The organism is Microbacterium insulae (genome assembly GCF_042677065.1).
GTDB classification, from domain to species: domain Bacteria; phylum Actinomycetota; class Actinomycetes; order Actinomycetales; family Microbacteriaceae; genus Microbacterium; species Microbacterium insulae.
Map to the genome: position 1 here is coordinate 2227388 of NZ_JBHTII010000001.1, position 25595 is coordinate 2252982.

General features: G+C 72.0%; 26 protein-coding genes. 14 read left to right on the forward strand and 12 right to left on the reverse strand.

The annotated features are described in order from the left end of the window. From modA to ACFQ0P_RS10325, 5 genes are read left to right on the forward strand one after another with little or no spacing between them, the layout of a single operon-like run. Positions 1–786: a molybdate ABC transporter substrate-binding protein gene (modA, locus tag ACFQ0P_RS10305; RefSeq protein ID WP_204978606.1), complete on the forward strand. Its 786-nt coding sequence runs from the start codon at positions 1–3 to the stop codon at positions 784–786. After that, positions 783–1595, forward strand: a complete 813-nt coding sequence (locus ACFQ0P_RS10310; protein ID WP_204978608.1) for an ABC transporter permease — start codon at positions 783–785, stop codon at positions 1593–1595. The genes modA and ACFQ0P_RS10310 overlap by 4 nt, the downstream gene beginning before the upstream one ends. Next, on the forward strand, positions 1592–2701 hold the full coding sequence (locus tag ACFQ0P_RS10315) for a sulfate/molybdate ABC transporter ATP-binding protein (protein WP_204978610.1): 1110 nt from the start codon (positions 1592–1594) through the stop codon (positions 2699–2701). Before ACFQ0P_RS10310 ends, ACFQ0P_RS10315 begins: the two co-directional genes overlap by 4 nt. 20 nt (positions 2702–2721) lie before the next feature. Continuing rightward, complete coding sequence (locus tag ACFQ0P_RS10320) at positions 2722–3318, forward strand: GNAT family N-acetyltransferase (protein WP_204978611.1); 597 nt, start codon at positions 2722–2724, stop codon at positions 3316–3318. Positions 3319–3375: 57 nt separating this feature from the next. Beyond that, positions 3376–4953 carry an SDR family oxidoreductase gene (locus ACFQ0P_RS10325; RefSeq protein WP_204978612.1) on the forward strand — a complete coding sequence of 526 codons (1578 nt, stop codon included), beginning with the start codon at positions 3376–3378 and terminating at the stop codon, positions 4951–4953. 9 nt (positions 4954–4962) lie between these two features. Here ACFQ0P_RS10325 and cydC read toward each other — a convergent pair whose 3' ends face one another. The 4 genes from cydC to ACFQ0P_RS10345 form a co-directional block, all read right to left on the reverse strand. After that, on the reverse strand, positions 4963–6642 hold the full coding sequence (gene cydC / locus ACFQ0P_RS10330) for a thiol reductant ABC exporter subunit CydC (protein ID WP_204978614.1): 1680 nt from the start codon (positions 6640–6642) through the stop codon (positions 4963–4965). After that, positions 6639–8336 (reverse strand): thiol reductant ABC exporter subunit CydD, encoded by a 1698-nt coding sequence (gene cydD / locus ACFQ0P_RS10335; protein ID WP_204978615.1) that lies wholly within the window; start codon positions 8334–8336, stop codon positions 6639–6641. Before cydD ends, cydC begins: the two co-directional genes overlap by 4 nt. Before the next feature lie 147 nt (positions 8337–8483). Beyond that, positions 8484–9515, reverse strand: coding sequence for a cytochrome d ubiquinol oxidase subunit II (cydB, locus tag ACFQ0P_RS10340; RefSeq protein WP_204978617.1), 1032 nt, complete (start codon positions 9513–9515; stop codon positions 8484–8486). A 9-nt stretch (positions 9516–9524) separates the two neighbouring features. Then, a complete protein-coding gene (locus ACFQ0P_RS10345) occupies positions 9525–10970 on the reverse strand; it encodes a cytochrome ubiquinol oxidase subunit I (RefSeq protein WP_204978618.1) in 1446 nt (481 codons plus the stop codon). Positions 10971–11195: 225 nt separating this feature from the next. On the opposite strand from ACFQ0P_RS10345, the gene moaA reads away from it, so the two are divergent. Next, on the forward strand, positions 11196–12281 hold the full coding sequence (moaA, locus tag ACFQ0P_RS10350; RefSeq protein ID WP_378772105.1) for a GTP 3',8-cyclase MoaA: 1086 nt from the start codon (positions 11196–11198) through the stop codon (positions 12279–12281). Positions 12282–12283: 2 nt separating this feature from the next. Next, positions 12284–13156, forward strand: a complete 873-nt coding sequence (gene fdhD, locus ACFQ0P_RS10355; RefSeq protein ID WP_204978620.1) for a formate dehydrogenase accessory sulfurtransferase FdhD — start codon at positions 12284–12286, stop codon at positions 13154–13156. Here fdhD and ACFQ0P_RS10360 read toward each other — a convergent pair. Continuing rightward, on the reverse strand, positions 13114–13752 hold the full coding sequence (locus tag ACFQ0P_RS10360) for an ArsR family transcriptional regulator (RefSeq protein WP_204978621.1): 639 nt from the start codon (positions 13750–13752) through the stop codon (positions 13114–13116). The two genes, fdhD and ACFQ0P_RS10360, sit on opposite strands and share 43 nt — an antisense overlap. A gap of 108 nt (positions 13753–13860) precedes the next feature. Between ACFQ0P_RS10360 and ACFQ0P_RS10365 the strand changes: the two genes are divergently transcribed. Further along, on the forward strand, positions 13861–14223 hold the full coding sequence (locus ACFQ0P_RS10365; protein ID WP_204978622.1) for a hypothetical protein: 363 nt from the start codon (positions 13861–13863) through the stop codon (positions 14221–14223). A gap of 74 nt (positions 14224–14297) precedes the next feature. Here the strand turns inward: ACFQ0P_RS10365 and ACFQ0P_RS10370 are convergent, their stop codons facing one another. Together ACFQ0P_RS10370 and ACFQ0P_RS10375 are read right to left on the reverse strand one after the other, a co-directional pair. Next, positions 14298–14879, reverse strand: coding sequence for a Dps family protein (locus ACFQ0P_RS10370; protein WP_204978623.1), 582 nt, complete (start codon positions 14877–14879; stop codon positions 14298–14300). Between the two features lie 272 nt (positions 14880–15151). Further along, positions 15152–16234: a serine hydrolase domain-containing protein gene (locus ACFQ0P_RS10375; protein WP_204978625.1), complete on the reverse strand. Its 1083-nt coding sequence runs from the start codon at positions 16232–16234 to the stop codon at positions 15152–15154. Positions 16235–16297: 63 nt separating this feature from the next. On the opposite strand from ACFQ0P_RS10375, the gene ACFQ0P_RS10380 reads away from it, so the two are divergent. Next, the gene (locus ACFQ0P_RS10380) at positions 16298–16816 is read left to right on the forward strand and encodes a PadR family transcriptional regulator (RefSeq protein ID WP_204978626.1); all 519 of its coding nucleotides are present in this window, start codon (positions 16298–16300) and stop codon (positions 16814–16816) included. Positions 16817–16862: 46 nt separating this feature from the next. Here ACFQ0P_RS10380 and ACFQ0P_RS10385 read toward each other — a convergent pair whose 3' ends face one another. Further along, entirely contained in the window at positions 16863–17447 is a 585-nt protein-coding gene (locus tag ACFQ0P_RS10385; protein WP_204978628.1) for a helix-turn-helix domain-containing protein, read from the reverse strand. Positions 17448–17543: 96 nt separating this feature from the next. On the opposite strand from ACFQ0P_RS10385, the gene speB reads away from it, so the two are divergent. From speB to ACFQ0P_RS10410, 5 genes are all read left to right on the forward strand, one after another. Continuing rightward, entirely contained in the window at positions 17544–18536 is a 993-nt protein-coding gene (gene speB, locus ACFQ0P_RS10390; RefSeq protein WP_204978629.1) for an agmatinase, read from the forward strand. Continuing rightward, complete coding sequence (locus ACFQ0P_RS10395; protein WP_204978631.1) at positions 18533–18922, forward strand: YybH family protein; 390 nt, start codon at positions 18533–18535, stop codon at positions 18920–18922. Before speB ends, ACFQ0P_RS10395 begins: the two co-directional genes overlap by 4 nt. A gap of 31 nt (positions 18923–18953) precedes the next feature. Further along, positions 18954–20330: a purine-cytosine permease family protein gene (locus tag ACFQ0P_RS10400; protein WP_204978632.1), complete on the forward strand. Its 1377-nt coding sequence runs from the start codon at positions 18954–18956 to the stop codon at positions 20328–20330. Beyond that, on the forward strand, positions 20320–21006 hold the full coding sequence (locus ACFQ0P_RS10405; protein ID WP_204978634.1) for a cyclase family protein: 687 nt from the start codon (positions 20320–20322) through the stop codon (positions 21004–21006). Before ACFQ0P_RS10400 ends, ACFQ0P_RS10405 begins: the two co-directional genes overlap by 11 nt. An 82-nt stretch (positions 21007–21088) precedes the next feature. Further along, positions 21089–22660 carry a molybdopterin-dependent oxidoreductase gene (locus ACFQ0P_RS10410; protein ID WP_204978636.1) on the forward strand — a complete coding sequence of 524 codons (1572 nt, stop codon included), beginning with the start codon at positions 21089–21091 and terminating at the stop codon, positions 22658–22660. Between the two features lie 37 nt (positions 22661–22697). On the opposite strand, the gene ACFQ0P_RS10415 is transcribed toward ACFQ0P_RS10410, so the two are convergent. The 4 genes from ACFQ0P_RS10415 to ACFQ0P_RS10430 form a co-directional block, all read right to left on the reverse strand. Beyond that, entirely contained in the window at positions 22698–23099 is a 402-nt protein-coding gene (locus ACFQ0P_RS10415; RefSeq protein WP_204978637.1) for a gamma-glutamylcyclotransferase family protein, read from the reverse strand. Between the two features lie 33 nt (positions 23100–23132). Further along, on the reverse strand, positions 23133–23819 hold the full coding sequence (locus ACFQ0P_RS10420; RefSeq protein WP_204981347.1) for a DUF4333 domain-containing protein: 687 nt from the start codon (positions 23817–23819) through the stop codon (positions 23133–23135). A 111-nt stretch (positions 23820–23930) separates the two neighbouring features. Further along, complete coding sequence (locus ACFQ0P_RS10425; protein WP_204978639.1) at positions 23931–25004, reverse strand: DNA polymerase IV; 1074 nt, start codon at positions 25002–25004, stop codon at positions 23931–23933. Between the two features lie 99 nt (positions 25005–25103). Next, positions 25104–25559: an SRPBCC family protein gene (locus ACFQ0P_RS10430; RefSeq protein ID WP_204978640.1), complete on the reverse strand. Its 456-nt coding sequence runs from the start codon at positions 25557–25559 to the stop codon at positions 25104–25106. Positions 25560–25595: the final 36 nt, after the last annotated feature.

The window sequence follows — 25595 nt, forward strand, 5'->3', positions numbered from 1 at the left end:
GTGCGCTCTCGTCCCGCCGTCGTGGCCGCACTCGTCGCAGGTCTGCTCGCCGTCACGGGGTGCGCGCCCGCGGGAGAGGAGCCGGCCGGTGGTTCGCCCGCGGGCGACGAGCCGGCCGGCGAGCTGAGGATCTTCGCGGCGGCATCGCTGGGTGCGGCCTTCGACGAGCTGGCGGCGAAGTTCGAGGCGCAGCATCCGGGGCTCGACGTGCTGCCGATCTCGTACGACGGGTCGAGCACCCTCGCCACGCAGCTGATCGAGGGCGCTCCCGCAGACGTGTTCGCATCGGCCGACGAGGCCAACATGCAGCGGGTGGTCGACGCCGGACTCGCCGGCGCCCCCGAGCTCTTCGCCTCCAACACGCTCGTCATCATCGTTCCCGCCGGGAATCCCGGCGGCGTCCAGGCGATCGAAGACCTGTCGCGCGGCGACCTCACCGTCGTGCTGTGCGCCCCCGAGGTGCCGTGCGGCGCCGCCTCCGAGACCCTGCTCGCCGACAACGGCGTCGTCGTCGCGCCCGCGAGCCTGGAACAGAACGTGACCGCCGTGCTCACCAAGGTCGCGGCGGGCGAGGCCGACGCCGGACTCGTCTACGCGACCGACGCGCGAGGCTCCGGAGACGTCGAACAGATCGAGGCGGCGGGGGCCGCCGACGTGGTCAACCGCTATCCGGTCGCCGCGCTCGCCGAGGCGGCCAACCCGGACGCCGCGGAGGCCTTCGTCGTCTTCGTACTGTCGGACGACGGCCGCTCCGTGCTCGACGCACTCGGATTCGGGGCGCCGTGACGGCCGCCGGTGGCGCACGCGCCGGGTTCGTCCCGCGGGTCCTCGCCGTGCCCGCCGTCCTCGGACTGGCGCTCCTGGCGCTGCCGCTGACGGCGCTCGTGCTCCGGGTCGACTGGTCCACGCTGTGGACGGACATCACCTCGCCCGAGGCGGTCTCCGCTCTCGTGCTCTCCCTCGTCACGGGTCTCATCGCGACCGCGGCGTGCGTCGTTCTCGGGGTGCCGCTGGCGCTGCTGATCGCCCGCAGCGGTGCGCGGACGGCAGCGGTGCTCCGCGCGCTCGTCACGGTGCCGCTCGTGCTGCCGCCGATGGTGGGCGGCGTGGCGATGCTGTTCCTCTTCGGCCGCACGAGCTGGCTGGGCGGCATCCTGGCGGAGTGGGGCCTTCGGATCCCCTTCACCACCAGCGCGGTAGTACTGGCGCAGACGTTCGTCGCCCTTCCCTTCCTCGTGCTCGCGCTGGAGGGCTCGCTGCGGACGACCGGGGTCGGCTACGAACAGGCGGCGGCCGCTCTCGGCGCGGGGCGCTGGACCATCCTCGGCCGCGTGACGCTTCCGCTCGCCGCGCCGGGCCTGATCGCGGGCATCGTGCTGTGCTTCGCGCGCGCGATCGGCGAGTTCGGCGCCACCGCGCTCTTCGCCGGCAACGCGCCGGGAGTGACCCAGACGATGCCGCTCGCCATCTACACCGCCTTCAACGGCGCCGGCGTCTCGCAGGGCACGGCCGTCGCGCTGTCGCTCCTCCTGCTGGTCACCGCCGTCGCGGTGCTCCTGCTCGTCCGCGCGTGGCGACCGGAGGCGCAGCGATGACCGCCGCCGGACTGGATGCCCGCGTGGTGGTGGAGCGTCCCGGATTCCGTCTCGACGCCGCCGTGCGCGCCGAACCCGGCGAGACGGTCGCCGTGATGGGTCCGAGCGGCGCGGGCAAGTCCACGCTCCTCGGCGTCCTGGCCGGGCTCGTCGAACTCGGCGAGGGACACGTGCGGCTCGGTGAGCGGGAGCTCGACCGGGGACCCAAGCCGAGGGTGCGGACCACGCCGTCGAGGCGCGGGATCGTGCTGCTCGCCCAGGAGCCGCGGCTGTTCCCCCACCTCACCGCCCACGAGAACATCGCCTTCGGCCCGCGCGTCCACGGCGCTCCGAAGGAGGTCGCCGGGGGAGAGGCGGACGAGTGGCTGTGGCGGGTCGGGCTGGCGGGGATGGGCGGTCGGCGACCCGCGGAGCTCTCGGGAGGGCAGCAGCAGCGGGTCGCGCTCGCGCGGGCCCTCGCGACGTCGCCGGCGGTCCTCCTGCTCGACGAGCCGCTCACGTCGCTGGACACCGAGACGGCGGGGGATGTGCGGGCCCTCCTGCACGAGCAGCTCGTCGCGACCCGGACGACGGCGGTCGTGGCGACGCACGACGCCGTCGACGCGGTCTCCCTCGCCCGAACCCTCGTCGTGCTCGAGGAGGGTCGCGTCACCCAGTCCGGCCCGGTGCGCGCGGTGCTGGCCGCGCCGGCCTCGCGCTTCGCCGCCGCCGTGGCGGGGCTGAACCGGGTCGTCGGAACGGTGCGCGCCGGCCGGTGGGGCCAGGGCCCGCTCGTGCTCGCGGCGGAGGGCGCGGCATCCCTCCCCGCTGACGGTCACGAGGTCGCCGCGGTGTTCCGTCCGTCGTCGGTCGAGATCGAGTCGGTCGTGGACGACACCTGGACGAGCGCGCTGCGCCTCGAGCCCGCCGCCGCGCGCGAGGGGGAATGGCTGGCGCGGATCACGCGGCTCGAGCACACCCCCGCGGGCGTGCGGGTGCGCACAGCCGAACCCGAGGTCGCGGTCGACCTCCCGGCCGACCGGGCGGCCGAGCTCGGCCTCGTCGCGGGCGTCCCCGTGCGCCTGAGGCTCGCGGCGTCGGACGTGCGGCTCATCCCCGTGTCGTGAGCGGCTCCTAGACTCGTCGCGTGCGCATCCGTCCCTTCCGCTCCGGTGACGAACCCGCCCTGGCGGACGTGTGCCTGCGGACGGCCGATGCCGGGTCCGATGCCACCGGCGTGCTCGACGACGACGAGCTGTGGGCCGAGATCTTCGTGCTGCCCTACGTCGCACGCCATCCCGACCTGGCGTGGGTCGTCGAGGCCGACGACGGCCGCGTCGTCGGCTATATCGTGTGTGCGCCCGACACCGCCGCATTCGAGGAGTGGTTCCGCTCGGAGTGGTGGCCGGCCCGCACGCGGCGCCCGCCCCTCCCCTCGTCCGTCGAAAGCCGCCAGGACGCCATCGTCCGCTACGCGTACGCGCGCGGGGCGACCGCGTCCCCCTACGCCGAGCGGTACCCCGCCCACCTGCACATCGATCTCCTCCCCGAGGCGCAGGGCACCGGCTTCGGCCGCCGGCTCATCGACACCCTCGTCGGCAAGCTCCGGGGGCGCCGAGTCCGCGGGCTCCACCTGATCGCCTCCGCCGACAACGCCGGCGCGGTCGCGTTCTATCCCCGCGTGGGATTCACGCCGCTCCCCTCCGACGACGACGTCCGTGCGTTCGGCATGCCGCTGGACTGACCTCGGCGGTCCCGTCAAGTGCTTCATCCCCGCAGCCGCGGCGCGTAGCCTGCAGGCATGGACGACTTCTCCGCCCCGACCGGACGCGAACCGGCCCTGGTGGCCGAGCCCCGCGACGACGGCACGCCTCCGCGCGCCCTCGTGATCGGCGCGACCGGCTACATCGGCGGACGACTCGTGCCCCGGCTGCTCGCCGCGGGCTACGCCGTGCGCGTGCTGGCTCGCGAGCCCGCTCGCGTCGCGGCCTTCTCGTGGGGCGAGCGTGTGGAGACCTTCGCCGGCGACGCCACGGATGCCGCTGCCGTCGCGGACGCGATGGCAGGAGTCGACGTGCTGTTCTACCTCGTGCACTCGATGGCGGCCGGCAGCGGTTTCGCCGACGCTGATCGCCGCGCCGCCGAAACGGTCGCCGGTGCCGCGCGCGAGGCGGGCGTCCGGCGCATCGTCTACCTCGGAGGCCTGCACCCTGCGGGTGCGCCGCTCTCCCCGCACCTGCGCTCGCGCGTCGAGGTGGGCGAGGTTCTCCTCGGCAGCGGGGTGCCGACCCTCGTGCTGCAGGCCGGCGTCGTCATCGGATCCGGCTCGGCATCGTTCGAGATGGTGCGCCACCTCACCGAGGTTCTCCCGTACATGCCGGCGCCCCGCTGGGTTCGCAACCGCATCCAGCCGATCGCGGTCCGCGACGTGCTCCACTACCTGCTGGGTGCCGCACGGGTGTCGCCCGACGTCAACCGGGCCGTCGACATCGGCGGCCCGGACGTGCTGCGCTACGGCCAGATGATGAACGGCTACGCCGTCGAGGCGGGGCTGCATCAGCGCCCGATCGCGGCGCTCCCGGTGCTCACGCCTCGGCTGGCCTCGCTGTGGGTCAACCTGGTGACGCCGATCCCGGCATCCCTCGCCCGCCCGCTCGTGGAGTCGCTGCAGAACGAGTGCGTCATGAAGGACCACGACGTCGACGACCTCATCCCGCGTCCCGCCGACGGACTGACGCCCTACCGGCAGGCCGTGCGCATGGCGCTGGGCCGCGTCGAGACCGACACGGTCGAGACGAGCTGGGCCGACGGCGAAGTGCTGGGTGTGCCGAGCGATCCGCTCCCCAACGACCCGGAGTGGGCGGGGAAGGTGGTCTTCACCGATGCGCGCACGGCGCACACCTCGGCCCCCGTCGAGGCGCTGTGGCGCGTCATCGAGGGCATCGGCGGCGAGAACGGCTGGTACTCGTCGCCCGTGCTGTGGGCGATCCGCGGCTGGATGGACCGCCTCGTCGGCGGCATCGGCCTCGCTCGCGGCCGGCGATCCCGGGAGCGCCTGGGCGTCGGGGACGCGCTCGACTTCTGGCGTGTCGAAGCGATCGAGCCGGGACGGATGCTGCGCCTGCGCGCCGAGATGAAGGTGCCCGGGCTCGCGTGGCTCGAGCTGCGCGCGACGCCGGAAGGCGACGGATCGCGCTACGACCAGCGGGCGGTCTTCTTCCCCCGCGGACTGGCGGGCCGCCTGTACTGGCTCGCCGTGCTGCCGTTCCACGGCTTCGTCTTCGCCGGCATGGCGAGCCGCATCGCCGCCGCGGCGCAGGCGGCGAGCGACGAGCCCGGCGAACGGGTCGAGGCCAGAAAGTCGGAGCCGCCGAGCTGAGTCCGCCGGTCAGGCGCGCAGACGACCCCCCTCGATGCGCACGACCCGGTCGACGAGTCCGCGCGGCACCGTCACGTGCGAGATGAGCACCACCGCGCGGTCGGGACCCACCGCGCCGAGCAGGTCGGCGAGGAGGGCGTCGGATGCTTCGGGGTCGACGCCCGCCGTGGGTTCGTCGAGCACGAGCACGGGGAAGTCGCGCAGCAGCGCGCGGGCCAGCGCGATGCGCTGCGCCTGCCCGCCGGACACCAGGGCGCCCCGTTCGCCGACGCGGGCGCCGAGGCCGCCGCGCGCCCGGAGCCACGCCCCGAGCCCGGCGCGGGAAAGGGCCTCCTCGAGTTCCGCGTCCGTCGCGGAGTCGCGCGCGAAGAGCAGGTTCTGACGGATGTCCTCGTCGAAGAGCATGGGCCGCTGCTCGCACAGGCCGACGGTGAGACGCACGTCGTCGCCGGCGAGTCCGTGCACCGACCGCCCGCCGATGTCGTAACCGCCCTCGACTTCGAGGAACCGCACGAGCGCGTGTGCGAGCGTCGTCTTCCCGGCACCGCTGGGGCCGATCACGAGCACCCGCTCGCCGGGCCGGACGTCGAGGTCGGCGCCCTGCAGCGCCGTTTCGACCGCTCCGGGCCAGTGCGCCGACGCGTCGCGCAGACGCACACCGCCGCCGAGGGCGGGGGCCTGGCCGCGCGGCGCGACGTGCTCGGCGACGAGTCCGTCGGGGAGGCTGTCGGGAACCGCGTCGGCGATGCGCTCGGCCGATGCTCGGACCTGCCGCCACGCGGCGGCCGCCGCCGGGACCGCCGCGAACACCTCGAACACGGCCAACGGGACCAGCACAGCGACCGCGAGCGAGGGTCCGTCGAGGGCTCCGGACGCCGCTCCCGGCAGGACGGCGAGGACGGCGAGGATCGACGCCGCGCCGGCGAGGACGGACACGACGGCCGCTGTACCCGCCTGCGCACCCGATCGACGTACGACCGCGCGGCGGAGGGCCGCGTCGGCCTCCGCGATGCGTGCCCGGCTGCCCTGCTCCGCGCCGTAAGCGACGAGGACGTCGAGGCTTCCGAGGTGGTCGGTGACGGCGTCCGCGAGCCGCGCGCGCAACGGCGCGATCTCGCGCTCGGCCCGGCCGCCGGCCGCCCAGCCCCACAGCGTGGCGGCCAGGGCGGCCGCGACGAGGCACGCGAGGAGGGTGAGCGCGGCCGGCCACCACACGAACGCGACGAGCACGACCGCCCCCACGGCGACCGCGGCGGACGCGACGAGCGGCTGCACCACCCGCAGCGGCAGGTTCTGCAGATCGTCCACGTCGTCGACGAGGGCGCCGAGCACCGACCCGCGACGCGTGCGCGCGAGCCCGTCGGGTGCGAGCGGCACGAGGCGCCGCACGAGCGACGCGCGCGTCGCGGCGAGCTGCCGCAGCGCCGCGTCGTGCCCGGTGAGGCGCTCGAGGTACCGGAACGAGGCGCGGGACAGCGCGAAGAACCGCACGCCGACCACCGCGGCCGACAGGTACAGCACCGGCGGCTGCTCGCTCGCGCGGACGATCAGCCACGCGCTCACCGCCAGAAGAGCCACCGCGGACGCCTCGGAGACGAAGCCCGAGGCGAGGGCCGGCCACAGGCGACGGCCGGGCGGCAGGGCACCGCGGAGGATGTCGGCCGGAGTGGTCGGAGTCGTGTCCGTCACACGACCACCTCGCTCGGCTCGAGGCGGACGACCCGGTCCGCGATGGTCCGCGCGCTCGTGCGGTGCGAGATCAGCAGCACCGTCGCGCCCTCGTCGGCGAGGGCGCGCAGTCCCCGCCACAGGCTCCCCTCGGTCTCGGGGTCGAGCGCCGCACTGGGCTCGTCGAGGGCGAGCACGCGCGCGCGCCCGCGCAGCAGCCGGTACACCGCGCGCGCCACGGCGACGCGCTGCGCCTGGCCGCCCGACAGCCCCGCGCCCTGCACGCCGAGCTCGCGCGCGGGGTCGAGGTCCCCGGCGCAGGCGATCTCGAGCGCGCGGCGCACGAGCGCCGGCTCGGCCTCATCGTCGCCGAGCGCGACGTTCGCGGAGATCGAGCCGGCGACGAGTCCGGGATGCTGCCCCGCCCACGCCAGCCACACCGACGGCGGGAGCGCCCGCACGTCGGCCCCGCCGTACTCCGCGGTGCCGCGGAAGTCCGCCGCACCGCGGAGTGCGGCGAGCGTGCTGGTCTTGCCCGCACCGCTCGGTCCTTCGATGAGCACGACGGAGCCCGGTGCCGCTTCGAACGAGGCCGGCGGGAGCATCCGCCCGCCGCGCAGCACGCGCACGTCGTCGAGTCGCAGCACGGCTCCCGGGGCGACGCCGTCAGCGGTCGGAGCGTCCGGAGCGGTCGGAGCGGTCGCGCGGCCCCGACCGGTCGACCGCGCGGCGTCGAGTACGTCGAACACGTCGTCGGTCGCCGCGACGCCCTCGGCGGCCGCATGGAACTGCACGCCGACCTGGCGGAGCGGGAGATACGCCTCGGGCGCGAGCAGCAGCACGAAGAGGCCGACCCCGAGGGCGATCGCCCCGTCGAGGAGGCGGAACCCGATCGACACGGCGATGATCGCCACCGAGATGCTCGCGAGGAACTCGAGCGCGAAGCCGGAAAGGAACGAGATGCGCAGCACCCGCATGGTCTCGCGGCGGTACTCGCCGGTGACCTGCTCGATGGATGCCGCGGCCCGGTGCTGGCGCCCGAACACCTTGAGCGTGGAGAGCCCCTGGACGGTGTCGGCGAAACGCGCCGCGAGCCGCTGGAGCGTGCGCCACTGCTTCTGCTGCACCGAGCGCGTCGCCAGTCCGATGAGCACCATGAAGATGGGGATCAGCGGCAGGGTCAGCACCACGGTGAGGCCCGAGATCCAGTCCTGCCACCACATCACCGCGACGATGATCGGCGTGGCCACGACGGTCTGCACGAGCTGGGGGAGGTAGCGGCCGAAGTAGGCCTCGAGCGCGTCGAGGCCGCGCCCGGCCGTCACGGCCAGCTGCGCGGAGTTGCGGATCGCCAGCCACTCCGGTCCGAGGACTCCCACGGCCTCGACGAGCGCCTGGCGCAGCTGCGTCTGCACGCGGGCCGCCGCGCGCGCCGCGACCGCCTCTCGCGCCCACAGCAGGACGGCCCTCGCGGCCACGACCGCCGCGAGGGCCACGAGGGTCGACGAGAGCTCGGGGAGCGGCATCCCCGCAATGGCGCCGGTGATCGCCCGCGTCAGGAGCCACGCGAACGCGACGACCACGGCCGTCTGTGCGACGGCGATCGCGCCGATCGCGACGAAGAAGCCCCGCGAGGCCCTGGCGTACCGCAGCAGGCGCGGGTCGACCGGCCTGTTCGACGTGCGCGGCGGCCCCGCGCTCTCGGTATCGCTCATCGCCCTTCGACCCTACCCACCCCGTCCCACCGACACTTTTGTGCGAGATCGCCCGTCATGAACAGGGCAGTTCGCACAAAGGTGTCTCATTCGGTGTTCGGATCGCGGATCCGGGGGTGAGGGGATGCTGCGACCCGCCGCCGAGGCTCAGTGGGCGACGGCGGCCGCCTTCTCGATGCGGCTGCGCGAGACGCGCTTGCGGAAGATCCAGTAGGTCCAGCCCTGGTAGAGCAGCACGAGCGGAAGGAAGATGAGCGCCGCCCACGACATGATCATGAGGGTGTAGTCGGTGCTCGAGGCGTTCTCGATCGTGAGGCTGTTCGCCAGGTCGGGGCGGGACGGCATCACGTAGGGGAACAGCGCGAACCACAGCGCCAGGACGGCCGTCACGATGGTGCCCGCGCCGAAGCCGAACGCCCATCCCTCACGGCCCCGGGCGTTGGAGACCCACGACGCGACCAGGAGCGCCGCGGCGATCACTGCGAGCACCGCAGTCGCGCCCGCGAGCTCGCGATCCTCCCCGAAGGCCATCCCGACCGTCCACGCGAGGAACACCGCCGCGACGAGGATCGTGAGCGCGCCGGCGCGTCCGGCCAGGCGTCGCGCGTCCGCCGCGACCTGCCCGTCGGTCTTCAGCGCGACGAAGTACACGCCATGGGTGAAGAAGAGCAGCAGGGTCGTCAGCCCGCCGAGCAGGCCGTACGGGTTGAAGAGCGTGAGCAGCGAGCCGGTGAACTCGTGGTCGGCGTCCAGCGGCACGCCCTGGACGATGTTGGCCACCGCGATGCCCCACAGCAGGGCGGGAACCGCGGAGCCGATGACGATCATGCGGTCGAAGCCCCGCTTCCAGCGCAGGCCTTCGCGCTGATGGCGGTACTCGAAGGACACGCCGCGCAGGATGAGAGCGAGCAGGATCAGCAGCAGTGCGAGGTAGAAGCCGCTGAAGAGCGTCGCGTACCACTCGGGGAAGGCGGCGAAGAGGCACGCGCCCGCGACGATCACCCACGTCTCGTTCAGGTCCCACACGGGTCCGATGGTGTTGATGATCTGCCGGCGCCCGATGTCGTCCTTGCCGAGGAACGGCAGCGACATCCCGACGCCGAAGTCGAACCCGTCCAGGACGAAGTAGCCGACGAACAGGAAGCCGACGATCCAGAACCAGAGGTATGCGAGGTCCATGGGGTGCTCCTAGTAGACCGTCGTGGGGGTGTCTTCGACCGCGCGCTCGCGCGGGTCGGGGTCATCGGGTCCGGGCAGCGGGTCGGGGCCCTTCTTGGCGGTCTTCACGATCAGCCCGAACTCGACCACGGCGAGTGCGGCGTAGATCAGGGTGAAGGCCGTGAGCGAGATGAGCACCGTCCAGCCGGGGACGGTCGGCGACACGCCGTCCTCCGTGAGCATGAGGCCGAACACGATCCAGGGCTGGCGGCCCATCTCGGTGAACACCCACCCCACGAGGAGAGCGAGCAGCGAGGCCGGCCACGCCCAGACGGCGAGCTTCCACGCCCAGGTCGGCACGTCGCGCTTCGCCTTCTTGCGCGTGAGCCACAATCCCACGACCGCCGTCAGCGCCGCGACGGCGCCGAGCCCGATCATCCAGCGGAAGGACCAGTAGGTGACCCACAGGATCGGCGCGAAGTTCCCGTCCACCTGGTCGGCGAACTGCGGGAACATCTCGGTGGTGTAGGCCAGGTTGAGGTCGTTGATGCCCTCCACGCATCCGTCGAACGAGTGGGTCGACAGCAGCGCGAGGAGGAACGGAACCCGGAGGGAGAACAGCTCGCTCGTGCCGTCGGGGGTTCCGAGCGTGAAGATCGAGAACGAGGCATCCGCCCCGCACGCGCTGTCGAACATCGCCTCGGCGGCCGCCATCTTCATCGGCTGCGTCTGCACCATCACGAGGCTCAGCTGGTCGCCCGAGAGCGCCACGCCGGCGAACGCGACGATCATGCCCCACAGGCCGTACTTGAGCGACGTGCGCATCATCTCGGTGTTCTGCCCCCGCAGCAGGTGCCAGGCCGAGATCGAGATGATGACGCCCGCGGTCATCATGAACGCCGCGAACAGCGTGTGGGGGAGGGCCGCGAGCGCGACGGGGTTTCCAAGGACCGCGAAGAAGTCGGTCATCTCGGCGCGGGAGCCGTCGTCGGCCATCCGGAAGCCGACGGGGTTCTGCATGAACGCGTTGGCCGCGAGGATGAAGTACGCCGAGAACCAGGCGCCGATCGTGGCGATCCAGATGCTCGCGAGGTGGAGCGCCTTGGGCAGGCGATCCCAGCCGAAGATCCACAGGCCGATGAAGGTCGCCTCGAAGAAGAACGCCATGAGGCCCTCGAACGCGAGCGGGGCGCCGAACACGTCGCCCACGAACCGCGAGTAGGCCGACCAGTTCATGCCGAACTGGAACTCCTGCACGATGCCCGTCACCACGCCCATGGCGAAGTTGATGAGGAAGATCTTCCCGAAAAACCGCGTGAGGTGGAGCCACTTCACGTTGCCCGTGCGGAACCAGGCGGTCTGGAAGATCGACACCGTGAGCGCCATGCCGAGCGTGAGCGGGACGAAGAGGAAGTGGTAGAGCGTCGTGAGGCCGAACTGCCAGCGGGCGAGCAGCAGGGGGTCCAGGAGATCCACGATGCGTTCCTCCGATCGCTCGAATACATCCTGTGGTCTGACCACAGTATCATGTGGTCAGACCACATTGAAGCGAGCCGCCGACCCGCTTTCGCAGACAGCATCCCACCTCGCCGCGCGGGGCGCACCACCCGGGGCCGTGAATAACCGGCCGGAGCCGACCCGTCGGACACGGGGCTACGCTCGAACCATGGCGCATCGGCCCCGGACCGGCAGGATCCCCGCGTGACGGCGGTCCCGGTCACGATCGCGGCGCGGCCGCCCCGGCCGCGGGAGCCGCTCCTCGACGCCTCCTCCGGCGGGCGCCCGGGCGACCCGCTCGTCGACACCCACGGGCGCGTCCACCGCGACCTGCGCATCTCCCTCACCGACCGCTGCTCGCTGCGCTGCACGTACTGCATGCCCGAGCAGGGCAACGAGTGGCTCGCGAAATCGAGCATCCTCACGGTGGACGAGATCGTCGAGGTCGCCCGCGTCGCCGCCGCGGACGGGGTCACGACGTTCCGGCTCACCGGCGGCGAGCCCCTGCTGCGCACCGACATCGTGGACGTCGTGAGGCGCCTCGCCGCCGTCCGCGGCCCGGAGGGCCGTCCGGTCGACATCGCCATGACCACGAACGGCATCCGCCTGCGCGAGGTGCTCCCCGACCTCGTCGCCGCGGGGCTCGCGCGCCTGAACATCTCGATCGACACGCTGCGGCGCGAGCGGTTCCGCGAGCTCACGCGGCGCGATCGGCTCGACGATGTGCTCGACGGGATCGCCGCGGCCGCGGCATCCCCCCTCCGTCCGCTGAAGCTCAACGCGGTCGCCATGCGCGACGTCAACGAGGACGAGCTCATCGATCTCGTCGAGTTCGCCGTCGCCCACGACGCGCAGATGCGGTTCATCGAGCAGATGCCCCTCGACGCCGGGCACACGTGGGATCGGGCGCGGATGGTGACCCAGGACGAGATCCTCACCGCCCTCGGCCGGCGGTGGGCACTCACGCCCGTGCCTGGGCGCGCGGGGGCGCCGGCGGCCCGGTGGTTCCTCGACGGCGGACCGCACACCGTCGGCGTGATCGCGTCCGTGACGGCGCCGTTCTGCGGGGACTGCGACCGGCTGCGGCTCACCGCGGACGGGCAGCTGCGCAACTGCCTCTTCTCGACCACCGAGTACGACCTGCTGCCGGTGCTCCGCGCCGGCGCGGGCCGGGACGAGGACATCGACGGGATGCTGCGCTCCTGCGTGCGCGGGAAGCTCCCCGGTCACGCGATCGACGATCCGGCGTTCCTGCAGCCCGTGCGGGGCATGAACGCGATCGGCGGCTGACCGTGGGGCGGCTCACCGTCCACCGTCCCGTCGTGCGGATCACCCGAACCGACGAGGGCCTGGGCACGCGGCGCCGGAGCGACACCCTCGTGGTGGAGGAGCCGCTCGAGATCCGCGTCGGCGGAGCGCCGCTGGCGATCACGATGCGCACGCCGGGTCACGACGTCGAGCTCGCCGCGGGCTTCCTCGTGTCGGAAGGCGTGATCGCGCACGGGGGAGAGTTCCGCTCGGCGATCCACTGCGGCGGTCCCTTGACCGGAGCGGTCGGCGTCGCCGGCAGCGCCGAGAACACCTACAACGTCCTGGATGTCTCCCTCGCGCCCGGTGTTGCTCCGCCCGGCCCCGACCTCGCGCGCCGCTTCTACACGACCAGTTCGTGCGGGCTGTGCGGCAAGGCCTCGATCGAGGCTGTCGAGACGGTCTCGACCTACGACGTGGGTTCGGATGCCGCGACCGTCGACGCGGACCTGCTGCTGTCCCTCCCCGACCGGCTCCGTTCCGAGCAGCCCGTGTTCGGCAAGACCGGCGGGCTCCATGCCGCGGGCCTGTTCGACGCCGCGACGGGGGAGCTCCTGGTCGTGCGCGAGGACGTCGGTCGCCACAACGCGGTGGACAAGGTCGTCGGGTGGGCCGTCCTCGAGGACCGGCTTCCGCTGCGCGGCACGATCCTCCAGGTGTCCGGGCGGGCGAGCTTCGAGCTCGTCCAGAAGGCGGTGATGGCGGGAATCCCGCTCCTGTCGGCCGTGTCGGCGCCGTCGTCCCTCGCGGTCGAGTTGGCCGAGGCATCCGGTCTCACCCTCGCCGGTTTCGTGCGCGGGGAGTCGATGAACGTCTACTCCCGCGCGGACCGCGTGGGGCTCGGCGCCGCCGGCTGAGTCGACAGCTGCACGACGCACTGCGCCGGATCGCACGCGGGGGCGATCCCCTCGACCGCCAGCGGTCCGCCCGCCTGGGCGAGCACGGCCTCCATGAGGCCCACGTGCACGCGGCACAGCGTTTCGCGGTGACGTGCCGACGTCGCGTGCGGGCACGGCGACAGGTCGACCGTGAGCGCCGTCTCGTCGACGAGCGGATCGAAGCCGGCGTCGCCGAGGTCGTCGATCAGGGCGTCGAGCTGGTGGAGCGCGTCGGGAGCGAGGGTCGCGGCCTGGGTCCCGGGGTAGACGCGGCGCAGGAGATCGCCGCGACGCGCGGCCTCCCGCACGCGATGGGTGGCGATGGGGCTCGATGCCTCGGCCGTGCCCGTCGCCGCGCTGTAGAGCACGCGCGGCCGACCGCGCGTCGTGCGGCGTTCGGTTTCGAGGACGACATAGCCCGCGTCGATCAGCCGCTGAAGATGCTCGCGCACCGTGTTGGGATGCAGATCCGTCGCCTCGACGATCTCGGCGATCGTGCGCCGCGGGCGCTGCTGCACGAGATGCATGATTTCGACGCGTGAGTAGCTCGAGATCGCACTGTATCCGACCGCCATGGCACCATTATGGCCAGCGCCGCTGTCGGGCCCCTGCCGAAGGTCCCGCCGTTCTCATCCTGATCGGGGGACGCGAGCGTCCCGCACGCTTTGGATAAGGTCGTCGCCATGGCAACTCGTCACGACCAGGAACCCCACGGCGGCGTCCTCAGCGGCAACGGCAGCCCCGGACTGTGGGGCGCGCTCATCGGCATCATCATCTTCGCCTTCGTCGCCGTTCCGATCTCCGCGGCTGTGCGCTTCGCTACGCACCCGAGCACGCAGCAGCTCTTCGGAGGACGCCTCGAGGGGGCGTCCACGACGGGGTACGTGGTGTTCTGGTGGATCGTGGCGATCCTCCTGCTGGCGCTGCCCTTCCTCGTGGGCTGGGGCGTCGCGAACCTCTCCGGCAAGACGCTCGGCGTCATCGCGGCGATCGTCGGGGTCTTCTTCGTCGCGATCCTCATCATGGGACAGCTGTTCGTGTTCTGACCCGTCGGCCCCCGGACGCGCCGCTGCCCACCGTCCCGAGGGGAGGAGGTGGGCAGCGGGAGGGGCGCCTGGGGTCACCGCTTCGGCGTGCGGTTCTCCGCGCTCACCATCCACGAGAGCTGCTCCACCCGTTCGAGGATCGCGTGGAGGATGTCAGCGCTGGTGGGGTCTTCTTCGTCGACGTCGTCGTGGACGTCGCGGCAGGTCGTGGCGACGGCATCGAGCCGTTCGGTCATGAGATCGACGACCTCGGCGGTCGCGATCTCGCCCTGGGGGAACTCCGGCAGGGTCGTGGTCTCGGCGACGAGGTCGCTGCGCCCGTCCGGCAGCGCGTGGAGCGACCGCATCCGCTCGGCGACGGTGTCGGAGAATTCGCGCGCCGCGTCGATGATCTCGTCGAGCTGGAGGTGGGTGTCGCGGAAGTTCCGGCCCACCACGTTCCAGTGCGCCTGCTTCCCCTGCAGCGACAGCTCGATCAGGTCGACGAGCACCTTCTGGAGGTTCTCGCTGAGCGACTCGGAGGCCGTGAATCCCTGCTCGGCGTTCTGCTCGTTCGTGAGCTCTGCGCCGGCTCCGCCGCGGGCGCTGCGGCGTCGGTTGCGCGCCGGCGCGGCGCTCGACTTCGAGGGGCTCTTCTTGGCGGTGGTCGTTGCCACGATCGTTCTCCTCTGTTCGGAACGACTCGACGCTAACGCCGCGGCGCGCCGCCGGGGTGGCCCTTGCCTCGGGCGCGGTGCAGTGCTAACCGGCCGGTCGCCGAGCCCGTTCGCGCGCGCACGCGGAGGTGCCGCGGCATCCGCCGAAAGAACGGGGCGGATGCCGCGGCGTGATCCGGTCGGTGGCTCAGCTGCCCCCCGACCCTGAGCAGATGACCGGCGTCGCTGGGAAGGAGCGGTCGCGACCGGTCGTGATACATCGGACGTGAAGATCACCGCACGGCGCGCAGCACGCGCTGGAGGAGCCGGATGTGGAGCTGGAAGCTGCGCGTCATCTCGGCCGTCGAGTGGAGGTTGAGCACGATCGTGATGTCGCGCTCCGGCTCGGTGAACAGGTGGACGCCCGTCACACCGAGGTGCCCGACCGTGCGGGGGAGGCCTGCCAGGAGCGGGAAGAACCCGCCGTAGCGCAGCTGCATGAGTCCGGCCCCGTAGTGGATGCCGCGGCGGAACCGGTGCGCGAACGCACTCATCTCCTCTCGCGCGGCCTCGCCGATGAGGGCGCCGCCATGCCACGCAGCGGCGAGTCTGGCCAGGTCGTCGAGGGTGCTCACGACACCGCCGCCGCCCCAGTCGCAGCTCAGGCTCTCGGCTCGGCTGAGGTCGACCCCGTCGACGAGGACCGGGGCGAGGTCGAGCGCCGCACCGGGGTGGGAAACGGATGCCGCGCCTCCGGGCATCGTGTGGAACAGCAGGCACGACTGAGCCATGCCCGCCGGGTCGAGGATGCGCTCGTGCAGCTGCGCACCGAGCGGGGCCCCGCCGGCCTCCTCGATCACGCGCGCGAGCAGGACGTAGCCGGTGTCCGAGTACGCGAAGCGCTCGCCGGGGCGTCCGACCGGGCGCTGGTGCTCGCGTGAGAAGGCGAGAAGGTCGTCGGGCGCGAAACGCTCATCGGGCCGACGCGTGATGCGGGCGGGGAAGGACTCGCCGGTGTCGTTCGGTCCTTCGAAGTAGTCGGCGACCCCGCTCGTGTGCGTGAGCAGGTGACGCGGAGTGACGGCGGCAGCGGCATCCTTCCCGCGGAAGAGTCCCGCGAACTCGGGTGCCGGAAGCAGGCTCGTCAGTGGGGCGTCGAGGTGCAGCCGTCCGCGCTCGGCGAGCTGGAACGCGAGGGTGGCGGTGAGCATCTTGCCGACGCTCGCGGCGTGGAAACGACGCTCGCGCTCGCCCGCGGCGAACTCGACCCCGGGGGCGCGGACGAGCGCGGAAGGTGCGGGCAACCCGATCCGCTTGCGGGCGAAGCCCTCCACGATCCTGTGCAGATCCGCCTCGATGTCGGTGTGTCGGCTCATCGGTGATATCCCCCTGAGATATATCTAAGGGATACATTGGCAGAGTCTCGAAAGGAGCGCCACGTGCAATTCGTGATCCTGGGGCTGCTGATGATCGCCCCGATGTCGCTCTACGACCTGCACAAGCAGTTCGCCGCCGGGCCGTCGCTGTTCTACAGCGCGAGTTTCGGCAGCCTGCAGCGCGCCCTGCGGCAGCTCGTGGCGCGCGGCTGGGTGACGGTGACGGATGCCTCGTCCTCCGCGCGACGCCGCAATCTCCACGCGCCCACCGAGGAGGGCCTCGAGGCGTGGCGGGCGTGGATGCGCGAACCGCTCAGCGGGGCGGCAGCCGAGACCTCGATGCTCGCGAAGGTGTTCCTGCTCGGGCTCCTGCCGGACGGGCCTGAGCGGGATGCCGCGCTCGACGTGCTGCGCGAGAGCGCCGCCGCGGCCCTCGCCGACCTGCGGGCCGTCGCCGCGGAGCTGGACGCGGCGGAGATCCCCGACGCGTACGGCGAGATCTTCCGCTACCAGCGGGCGACGCTCGACTACGGGATCCGGTCGCACGAGCTCGCGATCGACTGGCTCGCAGAGCTCGACTGACTCGGGGTCCCCCGGGCCACGGGAAGGCCGGTGCGCCGCGCCCGGCTCAGGACGATCCGCTCCACGGTGCGGGCGCGATGATCCAGAGGGCGACCGCGGGCCGGCCCCCCTCGACGCGCCACGTGTGCGGCTCCCGACCCGGGAAGGTCAGGGCGTCGCCGGCGTGCAGGATCACCACGCGATCGGTGAACCGCACCGACATGGAACCGGAGACGACGTGGAGGACCTCGACGTCGCAGTTGATCGTGTACAGCTCGCCTCCGCCGTGGGCATCCGGTTCCAGCTCCGAACGGAGCAGCTGCACGCGCTGCTCACCACGCGGAGTGAGCAGCCGTTCATCCGCGCCGATGCCGCCGAGGTTGATCCTGGGCGCACTCCCGTACGAGATGTGCTGCACCTCCGGTTCGGCGAAGAGCGCGCCGACGGGCAGGGACAGCACCTGGCAGAGCTGCACGAGAGTGGCGACGCTGGGCGAGGTCTCGTCCCGCTCGACCCGGCTCAGGAACCCTTTGGACAGACCGGTGGTTCCGGCGAGGTCCGCGAGGGAGAGGCCCTGCGACGTCCGGGCGGCGCGGAGGCGCGCGCCGATGGGGGTCGCGGACTCCTCGGCGGTGGGATGGATCGCGCGCATCTCGCTCCTCCTCGATGCGGGGACTCTTGACGCGCCTCTCGGGCAAGCGTAAGTTTTCCGCAGTGGTTGTCCATAGAGTATCGAAGGTTGTCTAATATGCAACCCCCTGCCCCTGACGAGCGCCCCGCCGACTCGGCCGGACCGGTGGGTCCGGTCGACGCGAGCGTCGTCCCGCGCTTCGCGGGCATCGCCACCTTCGCCCGGCTCCCGCGGCTCGATGAGGTCGAGCGAGCGGACATCGCCGTCGTCGGCATCCCGTTCGACAGCGGGGTCAGCTACCGCCCCGGCGCGCGTTTCGGACCCGCGCACGTGCGAGAGGCCTCCCGGCTCCTGCGTCCCTACAACCCGGCGCAGGACGTCTTCCCCTTCGGCGCCCAGCAGGTCGTGGACGCCGGGGACCTCGTCGCGAACCCGTTCGACCTCTCCGCAGCCGTGGCCGAGATCGAGGCGGGCGCGCGCGACCTGCGCACGCGCGCCGACCGACTGGTCGTCATAGGAGGCGACCACACCGTCGCGCTGCCGTTGCTGCGCTCGGTGGCGGCGGACCACGGGCCGGTCGCCGTGCTGCACTTCGACGCCCACCTCGACACGTGGGACACCTACTTCGGGGCTCCCGTCACTCACGGCACTCCGTTCCGCCGTGCGTCCGAGGAAGGGCTGATCGACCTGACGGCCAGCATGCACGTAGGGATCCGCGGCCCGCTGTACGCCAAGAGCGACCTCGAGGACGACCAGCGCCTCGGGTTCGCCATCGTCGCCAGCGAGGACATCGAGGAGCGAGGCGTGGATGCCGCGATCCGGCGCATCCGCGACCGGATCGGCGACGCACCGCTCTACATCTCGATCGACATCGATGTGCTCGATCCCGCGCACGCGCCGGGCACAGGAACGCCCGAGGCCGGCGGGCTCACGAGCCGCGAGCTGCTGCGGATCCTGCGGGCGCTGTCCGACCTGCGGATCGTCGGCGCCGACGTGGTCGAGGTCGCGCCGTCCTACGACCACGCCCAGCTGACGGCCGTGGCCGCCAGCCACGTCATCTACGAACTGCTCAGCGCGATGGCGCCGAGCACGGGAAGGGCTCACCCGTGAACACTCCCCGGCCCGAGGCCGTCGAGGCCGCAGCATCCGCCATCGTCGCGGCGTTCTCCGCTACCGACCGGGACCGCTACTTCGCGACCTTCGCCCCCGACGCGACGTTCGTCTTCCACACCGAGGCCGCCCGACTCGACGACCGCGCGCAGTACGAGCGACGGTGGGATGAGTGGGTCGCGAGCGGATGGCGGGTCCTCTCTTGCACCTCGAGCGATCGCCGCGTGCAGGTCCTCCCCGGCGCGGCCGTCTTCACGCACACCGTTGATACGACCGTCCAGACCGCCGACGGCCGGGAGTCCTACCGCGAGCGGGAGACCATCGTGTTCGCTCTGGACGGTGACGATCTCGTCGCCGTCCACGAGCATCTCTCCCCGCTCTCCTGACCGCACAACCCGAACCACGAGGAGCCCGAAGATGTCGCTCTACACCCGACTCGAACGTCGACTGGAGGAACAGTCGGACGACGCCGGCGCCGTCCGCGGGACGTATACGTCCGGCCGCATGCTCATGATCTGGCTCGCGGCGAATCTCGTCGTGACCACCTTGCTCACGGGGACGCTCTTCGTGCCCGACGTCCCCTACGGCGTGGTGATCGCCCTCATCGTCGGAGGCACCGTCGTCGGCGCCGCCGTCCTCGTGCTGGTCGGCGCGATCGGCACCCGCACCGGCCTGCCCACCATGGCCCTCACCCGCGGCCCGTTCGGGACGCGCGGAAGCCTGCTCCCCGTCACGGCGAACGTCATCATCCTCATGGGGTGGAGCTGGGTCCAGGCCATGCTCGCGGGGATCTCGCTGGACTACATCGTGGCGGCGCTCACGGGCTTCTCCAGCCCGGTGCTCTTCGCCGTCGTGTGCCAGACGATCGTCGTGATCCTGGCGATCTTCGGACATGCCGGTGTCGCCAGGGTCGAGCCGTGGTTCGCGGCCGTCATCCTCGCGATCGCCGCGTACATCTTCGTTGTGGCGTTCACCTCGTACTCGCCGGCGGACTTCGCCGCGATCCCGGCGAACCCGGAGGCGTTCTACTCGCCCGGCCTCGTCTTCGACGTCGTGCTGGCGACCGCCATCTCGTGGACCGTGCTGGCGGCGGACTTCAACCGCTTCGCGCGGACGACCCGTGCCGGTGCGGTCGGCTCCGGGATCGGCTACACGCTGTCGACCGTCATCTCGATGTCGCTGGGGGCGACCGCTATGGGCTACGTCGTCCTGAGCGGCGGGGAGGCGATCCCGTTCGATCCCGTCACGATCATCGAGCCCTTCGGTCCGCTCTTCGCCGTGGCGATCTTCCTCTCGGTGATGGCCACCAACACGATGGTCGTCTACGGCATGGTCACCACGGTGGTCAACGCCATCCCGGGTCGACGGGTGCCGTTCCTCGCAACAGCTCTCGTGCTCGGCGTCATCTCGATCATCGGGGCCACCTTCTTCGGTCTTCTCGCTCAGTTCACGACCTTCCTCGTGACGATCAGCGCCCTGTTCGCGCCGGTGTTCGCGATCATGATCGTCGACTACTACCTCATCAAGCGCGGCTCGTACGAGTCGGACATCCTCGAACCGCGCGGCGGACATTACTGGTACCGGGGCGGTGTGAACTGGCTCGCCGTCGGGTCGTGGCTGGTCGGAGCCGTGCTCGCCTACGTCTGGGCGTACGTGTGGCCGCTTCCGTTCGGTGCGACCGTCCCGGCCTTCGTCGTGACCTTCCTCCTCTATCTGCTGCTGTCGCTCCCTGGGAGGACCAAAGGCGGTTTCGCGCCGGCGCACAACCTCAGTGACACCGTCGATGCACGGTGAGTCGCCGTCTCGCACCGGGAAGGCTCGGGTCGCACTGATCGACCTGAGCCACGCCGTGGAGCACGCGATGCCCGTGTACCCCGGGGATCCGCCCGTCGCCATCGGCCCCGCGCTGACCCTGGATGCCGACGGCGTGGCCGTCACGGCGCTCCACCTCGGCTCGCACACCGGCACTCACGTCGACGCGCCGTCGCACACGATCGCCGGCGGGAGGACGATGGCGGATGTCGGCCTGGACGAGCTGTACGGGGAGGCGATCGTCCTCCGGGTCCGTGAGGCCGGAGAGGCCGAGGTGCTCGGATGGGAGCGACTCGACCCGAGCGGTGAGCTCCCGGAGATCCTGCCGCCGATCGTGCTCATCGACACCGGCTGGGCGCGCCTCTTCAGAGACGAGGGGCGCACGAGGCATCCGGCGCTTTCCTCTGCTGCCGCAGGAGAGCTGCTGCGGCGGGGGATGCGGGTGCTCGCGGTCGACACGCTCAGTCCCGATCTCACAGACCCGGAGCCGGCGGAGTTCCCGGTGCATGAGGTGGTGCTCGGGAGCAACGCCCTCGTCGTGGAAAACGTCCGCGGGCTGGAGCACGTGCCTGACCGGGTTCGCGTGGGGTTCTTCCCCCTCCGCCTGGCAGGGGACGGCTCGCCCGTACGGGGCGTCGCCTTCCTCGACCGGGGGTGATCGCGGAGCTGCGACCCCCGCGCCGGGCAATCCGCGGGGCCGACGGCGCCGAACACCCAACGACGGCGGAACGGGGTTCGGCATGGCGGAACGGATGAGGTGGGCGCGATACGCCGCGTGGGCGGCGCTCGCCGGAGTGGTGAGTGCGGCGGTCTTCCTCGCGGTCGCGGAGCTCGCGGCGCTCGTCGTCGCACGCGAGAGTAGCCCGATCCTGGCCGTCGGATCCTTCGTCATCGATGTGGTGCCGCAGCCGATCAAGGAGTTCGCGATCTCCACGTTCGGCGACCAGGACAAGCTCGTCCTGCTGGGCTCGCTCGGCGTGGCCGTCGTCATCGCCTCCGCGATCGCCGGCGTGCTGCAGCTGGTGAGGCCGCCGCTCGGCGTGGTCGCGCTCGGCGTCGCGGGAGCACTGTCGATGGCGGCCATCGTCACGCGTGCCGGTGCGTCGGCGTGGGCCTGGCTCCCTCCCGTCCTCGGGGCCGTCGCGGGGTCGATCGTGCTCGCCGTGGCGGTCCGGCGCCTCCGGGGCTGGCGCGACGGTCGCGCGGCCGGGTCCGACTCAGGCTCCGAGCCCGCGGCGCCCGGCCCGGATCGCCGCGCGTTCCTGCAGGTGCTCACGATCGCCGGAGCATCCGCTCTGCTGGTAGGTGTGGGTGCCCGCGTGGCCAACGTCGCGACGACCTCGATCGCGGCGGTGCGGCGCGCGCTGCGCCTTCCGGAGCCGCGCACCCGCGTCACCGTGCCCGACGGCGCCGAGCTCGACGTCCCCGGGATCTCGCCGCTCTACACGCCCAACGCGGACTTCTACCGCGTCGACACCGCGCTCACGGTCCCGTCCGTGGACCCGGCGAGTTGGGTCCTGCGGATCGACGGACTCGTGGATCGGACGGTGGAACTGACCTTCGACGAGCTCGTGGGGATGGGGCTCGACGAGTACTCGATCACGCTCACGTGCGTGTCGAACGAAGTCGGCGGAGGGCTCGTCGGCACCGCGCGCTGGCTCGGCGTGCCGGTGCGGGACGTGCTCGCGCTCGCCGGCCCGCAGGGCGACGCGGACATGGTGCTCTCGCGCAGCGTCGACGGCTACACCGCCAGCACACCGCTGGACGCCCTCACCGACGCGGGCCGCGATGCCATCCTCGCGGTGGCCATGAACGGCGAACCGCTTCCGCTCGAGCACGGCTTCCCGGTGCGCATGGTGGTTCCCGGCCTGTACGGCTATGTCTCGGCCACCAAGTGGCTGACGGGCCTCACGGTCACCACCTTCGCGGCGGACGAGGCCTACTGGACCCCGCGCGGCTACAGCGCCAAGGCGCCGATCAAGTTCTCCTCGCGCATGGACACCCCTCGCACCGGTCAGCCGGTGCCGGCCGGCCGCGTGCCGCTTGCCGGGGTGGCGTGGGCGCAGACCGTGGGGATCGAGCGCGTCGAGGTGCGCATCGACGACGAACCGTGGCAGGCCGCCACGCTGTCGTCGCCGGTGAACGACGACACGTGGGTGCAGTGGATGCTGGAGTGGGACGCGACTCCCGGAAACCACAACGTCACCGTGCGCGCGGTCAACCGGGCCGGGGACCTGCAGATCGAGGAGCGGGCCCCGATCGCCCCCGACGGCTCGACCGGCTGGCAGCGCACGCTCATCCGCGTGACCTGAGCCCACCCACGTTGGCTGCGCCCGCGCTCTCGCGGACTCAGGCGGGGCCTGGGAATCGCGCTCCGGAGAAGTCTCCGCCGGCTATGAGCGGACCGACCTCGGACGTGCGCGGCCACAGCAGCACGAGCGCCTCGACCTCGTCGCCGTCGTCCGTGAGCACCCGCACCCAGCGCGCGTCGTAGCCGTACCGGAGCTCCTCGTCCACGATCACGCGGTTGACCTCGTCGCCCGGGCGCAGGGCGAGCAGGTCGCCGCGCACACGACCCGAGCCCCCGCTGACGAGCAGCGGCCACTGGCCGCCGACGTGCCAGTGCAGTCGCCCGGCCGCGCTCGCGGGCGTGACGTGGTCGACGTGCGCCTCGATGGCGCTCCACAGCTCCATCCCGGGTCGGAGGCTGCCGTACACGAACAGCGGCACAGTCGGGGACGGGAAACTCACGCCTCCACGGTATCCCGGCGCCGGAACCGGCCGTCAGGGCGCGGGCTCCCAGGTGATGGCGTCGGCCTGCACCCGCACGGCGACCTCCCATCCGGCGCCGCTCTCTCCGACCACGGCGCACGTGAACACCGCATCCGCGGTCTGCGGGATGCTGGCCGGGCAGGTCACCTGCGAGACCTCGCCGGTCTGACCGATCGCCCACGCCGCGATCTCGCTCTCGAGCGCGCTCGCGTCCACGGCAGCCGGTGCGGTGACGATGCGGAACGCGACGAATCCGAGCAGGGCCGTCGAGAGCACGAGCCCGATGACGGCTTCGCGTTTGCGGGTCGGGCGCAGCAGCGCGACCGCGACGCCCACGATCGACAGGACGAACGCGACCACCAGCACGGCGATCTGGCCGACGCCGACCACGAGCGCGGTCGTCGGTGTCATGCCGGTGGCGAGCCACGCGAGCCCGGCGGCGCCCAGGACCGAGATCAGCAGGAGCACCAGGGCGGCCTTCGCGGGACCGTTCCGAGAGGTGGGCGGCGCGGGCGCCGTGTGCGCGAGCGCGACAGGGCCCGTCGTCGGCGGCCGCGTCGCGGTCATCGTGCGAACGACCGGGTCCAGCGGCCGGGTGTGGTCGGTCCATTCCGAGCCGTTCCACCAGCGCGTCTGGCCGGTCGCGGAGTCGTGAAGCCATCCGGCAGCGGGAAGCCCCGCTCGAGTGTCGTCGCCCATCTCATCCCCAGTTGAGTCAAGCCAGCGGTTCCCCCACCGCCCCAACGGTTCCCCAACCGCCGTTGCGACGAACACTAGCGGATGCGCGCGCTCGACTCCAGGGTTTCGTCGTCACCAGCCGCCGCGGGTCGGGGTGTGCCCCTCGCGCGCATCGTCGGGCATCTCCATCTCCGCCCGCACCCCCAGCAGTCGCAGTGGGCGTCCGGGCTCGATCCGGTCGACGAGCCGCATCGTCTCGGCGATGACCGTCTCGCGGTCGAAGGTCGCGGCGATGCGGTGCACGAAGGTCTTCGTGACGAACGGCGCGTAGCGCACCTTCAACCCCACCCCGACGACCGGGCGGCCCTCGGCCGCGACATCCGCCAGCACGTGCGTCAGCAGCTCGCGGGCCGCGACATCGATGTCGTCGCGATCGACGATGTTCTGCTGGAACGTCGTCTCGCGGCCGTGTCCGCGGGCGACCCACGGCGTGTCGTCGACGACGGACGATCCGTCACCGCGCCCGAGCTGCCGGTACCACGGGCCCATCTTCGGCCCGAACTCCGCGGCCAGCGCGTCGACGTCGGCCCGCGCGAGTTCGTCGACGGTGTGGATGCCGAGTCCCACGAGGCGTTTGGACACCTTCGAGCCGACGCCCCACAGCGCCGCCGTGGGCTTGTCTCCCATGACCTCGAGCCAATTGTCGGCGGTGAGGCGGAAGACGCCCCGGGGCTTGCCGAAGTCTGTGGCGTTCTTCGCGCGGATCAGGGTGTCGCCGATGCCGACGCTGCAGTGCAGCGCCGTGCGGTCGAGGACCGCCGCCTGGATCTCTCGCGCCGTGGCCTCGGGGTCGCCGGTGCGCACGCCGACGAAGGCCTCGTCCCACCCCAGCACCTGGACGACCGCGCCGGGCTGCGCGCGAAGAGTCGCCATGACCTCCTCGGATGCCGCGGTGTACGTCGGCGCGTCGACGGGGAGGATGACGGCGTCCGGGACCTTCCGCGCGGCGATGCGCAGCGGCATCCCCGAGCGGGCCCCGAACACGCGGGCCTCGTAGGAAGCCGTCGACACGACGGCGCGCTCGGTGGGGTCTCCTCGGCCGCCGACGATCACGGGCTTGCCCGCCAGCTCGGGACGGCGGAGCACCTCGACGGCCGCGATGAACTGGTCGAGGTCGACGTGCAGCACCCACGACTGCTCGGACATGTGCTCCAGTGTGGCCGCACCCGCGGACACGGTCGAGTCCGGGGCCCGGGAATGCCCCGGCCCCCGCACGGCGCGGGCTCGGGGCATCCGGCAGGTCGGTCAGCGCGGGACGTCGCCGCGCCAGGCGCCGGTCTCGCGGGGGGCCTTCTCGATGAACTCCTTGAAGTTCTCGAGGTCCTTCTTCACGGCGTGCTTCCCGGCGCCGACAAGCGATCCGAGCTTCTCGATCGCGTCGGTCGGCTCCCAGTCGATCTGCACGGTCACCCGCGAACTCGTGTCGGTGAGCTTGTGGAAGGTGACCACGCCGGCGTGCTCGGTGTCGCCGCCCGTGCTGCGCCACGCGACGCGCTCGTCGGGGTGCTGTTCGGTGATCTCGGCGTCGAACTCCCGCTCGAAGGGACCGACCTTCACCTTCCAGTGGTTGTGGGTGTCGTCGAGCTGGGTGATCGACTCGACTTCGTCGAGGAAGTTCGGGAAGCTCTCGAACTGCGTCCACTGGTTGTAGGCCATGGTGACGGGCACGTCCACGTCGATGCTCTCGATGATCTGGGTCATGTCCCCAGCTTCATCGGGCGGAGCGGCCGGTGCACA

Excerpts from the sequence above, each read along its gene's own strand:
- ACFQ0P_RS10315 (WP_204978610.1), top strand. The coding sequence starts at position 1,592 with ATGACCGCCGCCGGACTGGATGCCCGCGTGGTGGTGGAGCGTCCCGGA.
- ACFQ0P_RS10325 (WP_204978612.1), top strand. The coding sequence starts at position 3,376 with ATGGACGACTTCTCCGCCCCGACCGGACGCGAACCGGCCCTGGTGGCC.
- cydD (WP_204978615.1), bottom strand. The coding sequence starts at position 8,336 with ATGAGCGATACCGAGAGCGCGGGGCCGCCGCGCACGTCGAACAGGCCG.
- cydB (WP_204978617.1), bottom strand. The coding sequence starts at position 9,515 with ATGGACCTCGCATACCTCTGGTTCTGGATCGTCGGCTTCCTGTTCGTC.
- ACFQ0P_RS10360 (WP_204978621.1), bottom strand. The coding sequence starts at position 13,752 with ATGGCGGTCGGATACAGTGCGATCTCGAGCTACTCACGCGTCGAAATC.
- ACFQ0P_RS10365 (WP_204978622.1), top strand. The coding sequence starts at position 13,861 with ATGGCAACTCGTCACGACCAGGAACCCCACGGCGGCGTCCTCAGCGGC.
- ACFQ0P_RS10375 (WP_204978625.1), bottom strand. The coding sequence starts at position 16,234 with ATGAGCCGACACACCGACATCGAGGCGGATCTGCACAGGATCGTGGAG.
- ACFQ0P_RS10385 (WP_204978628.1), bottom strand. The coding sequence starts at position 17,447 with ATGCGCGCGATCCATCCCACCGCCGAGGAGTCCGCGACCCCCATCGGC.
- speB (WP_204978629.1), top strand. The coding sequence starts at position 17,544 with ATGCAACCCCCTGCCCCTGACGAGCGCCCCGCCGACTCGGCCGGACCG.
- ACFQ0P_RS10400 (WP_204978632.1), top strand. The coding sequence starts at position 18,954 with ATGTCGCTCTACACCCGACTCGAACGTCGACTGGAGGAACAGTCGGAC.
- ACFQ0P_RS10405 (WP_204978634.1), top strand. The coding sequence starts at position 20,320 with ATGCACGGTGAGTCGCCGTCTCGCACCGGGAAGGCTCGGGTCGCACTG.
- ACFQ0P_RS10410 (WP_204978636.1), top strand. The coding sequence starts at position 21,089 with ATGGCGGAACGGATGAGGTGGGCGCGATACGCCGCGTGGGCGGCGCTC.
- ACFQ0P_RS10420 (WP_204981347.1), bottom strand. The coding sequence starts at position 23,819 with ATGGGCGACGACACTCGAGCGGGGCTTCCCGCTGCCGGATGGCTTCAC.
- ACFQ0P_RS10425 (WP_204978639.1), bottom strand. The coding sequence starts at position 25,004 with ATGTCCGAGCAGTCGTGGGTGCTGCACGTCGACCTCGACCAGTTCATC.
- ACFQ0P_RS10430 (WP_204978640.1), bottom strand. The coding sequence starts at position 25,559 with ATGACCCAGATCATCGAGAGCATCGACGTGGACGTGCCCGTCACCATG.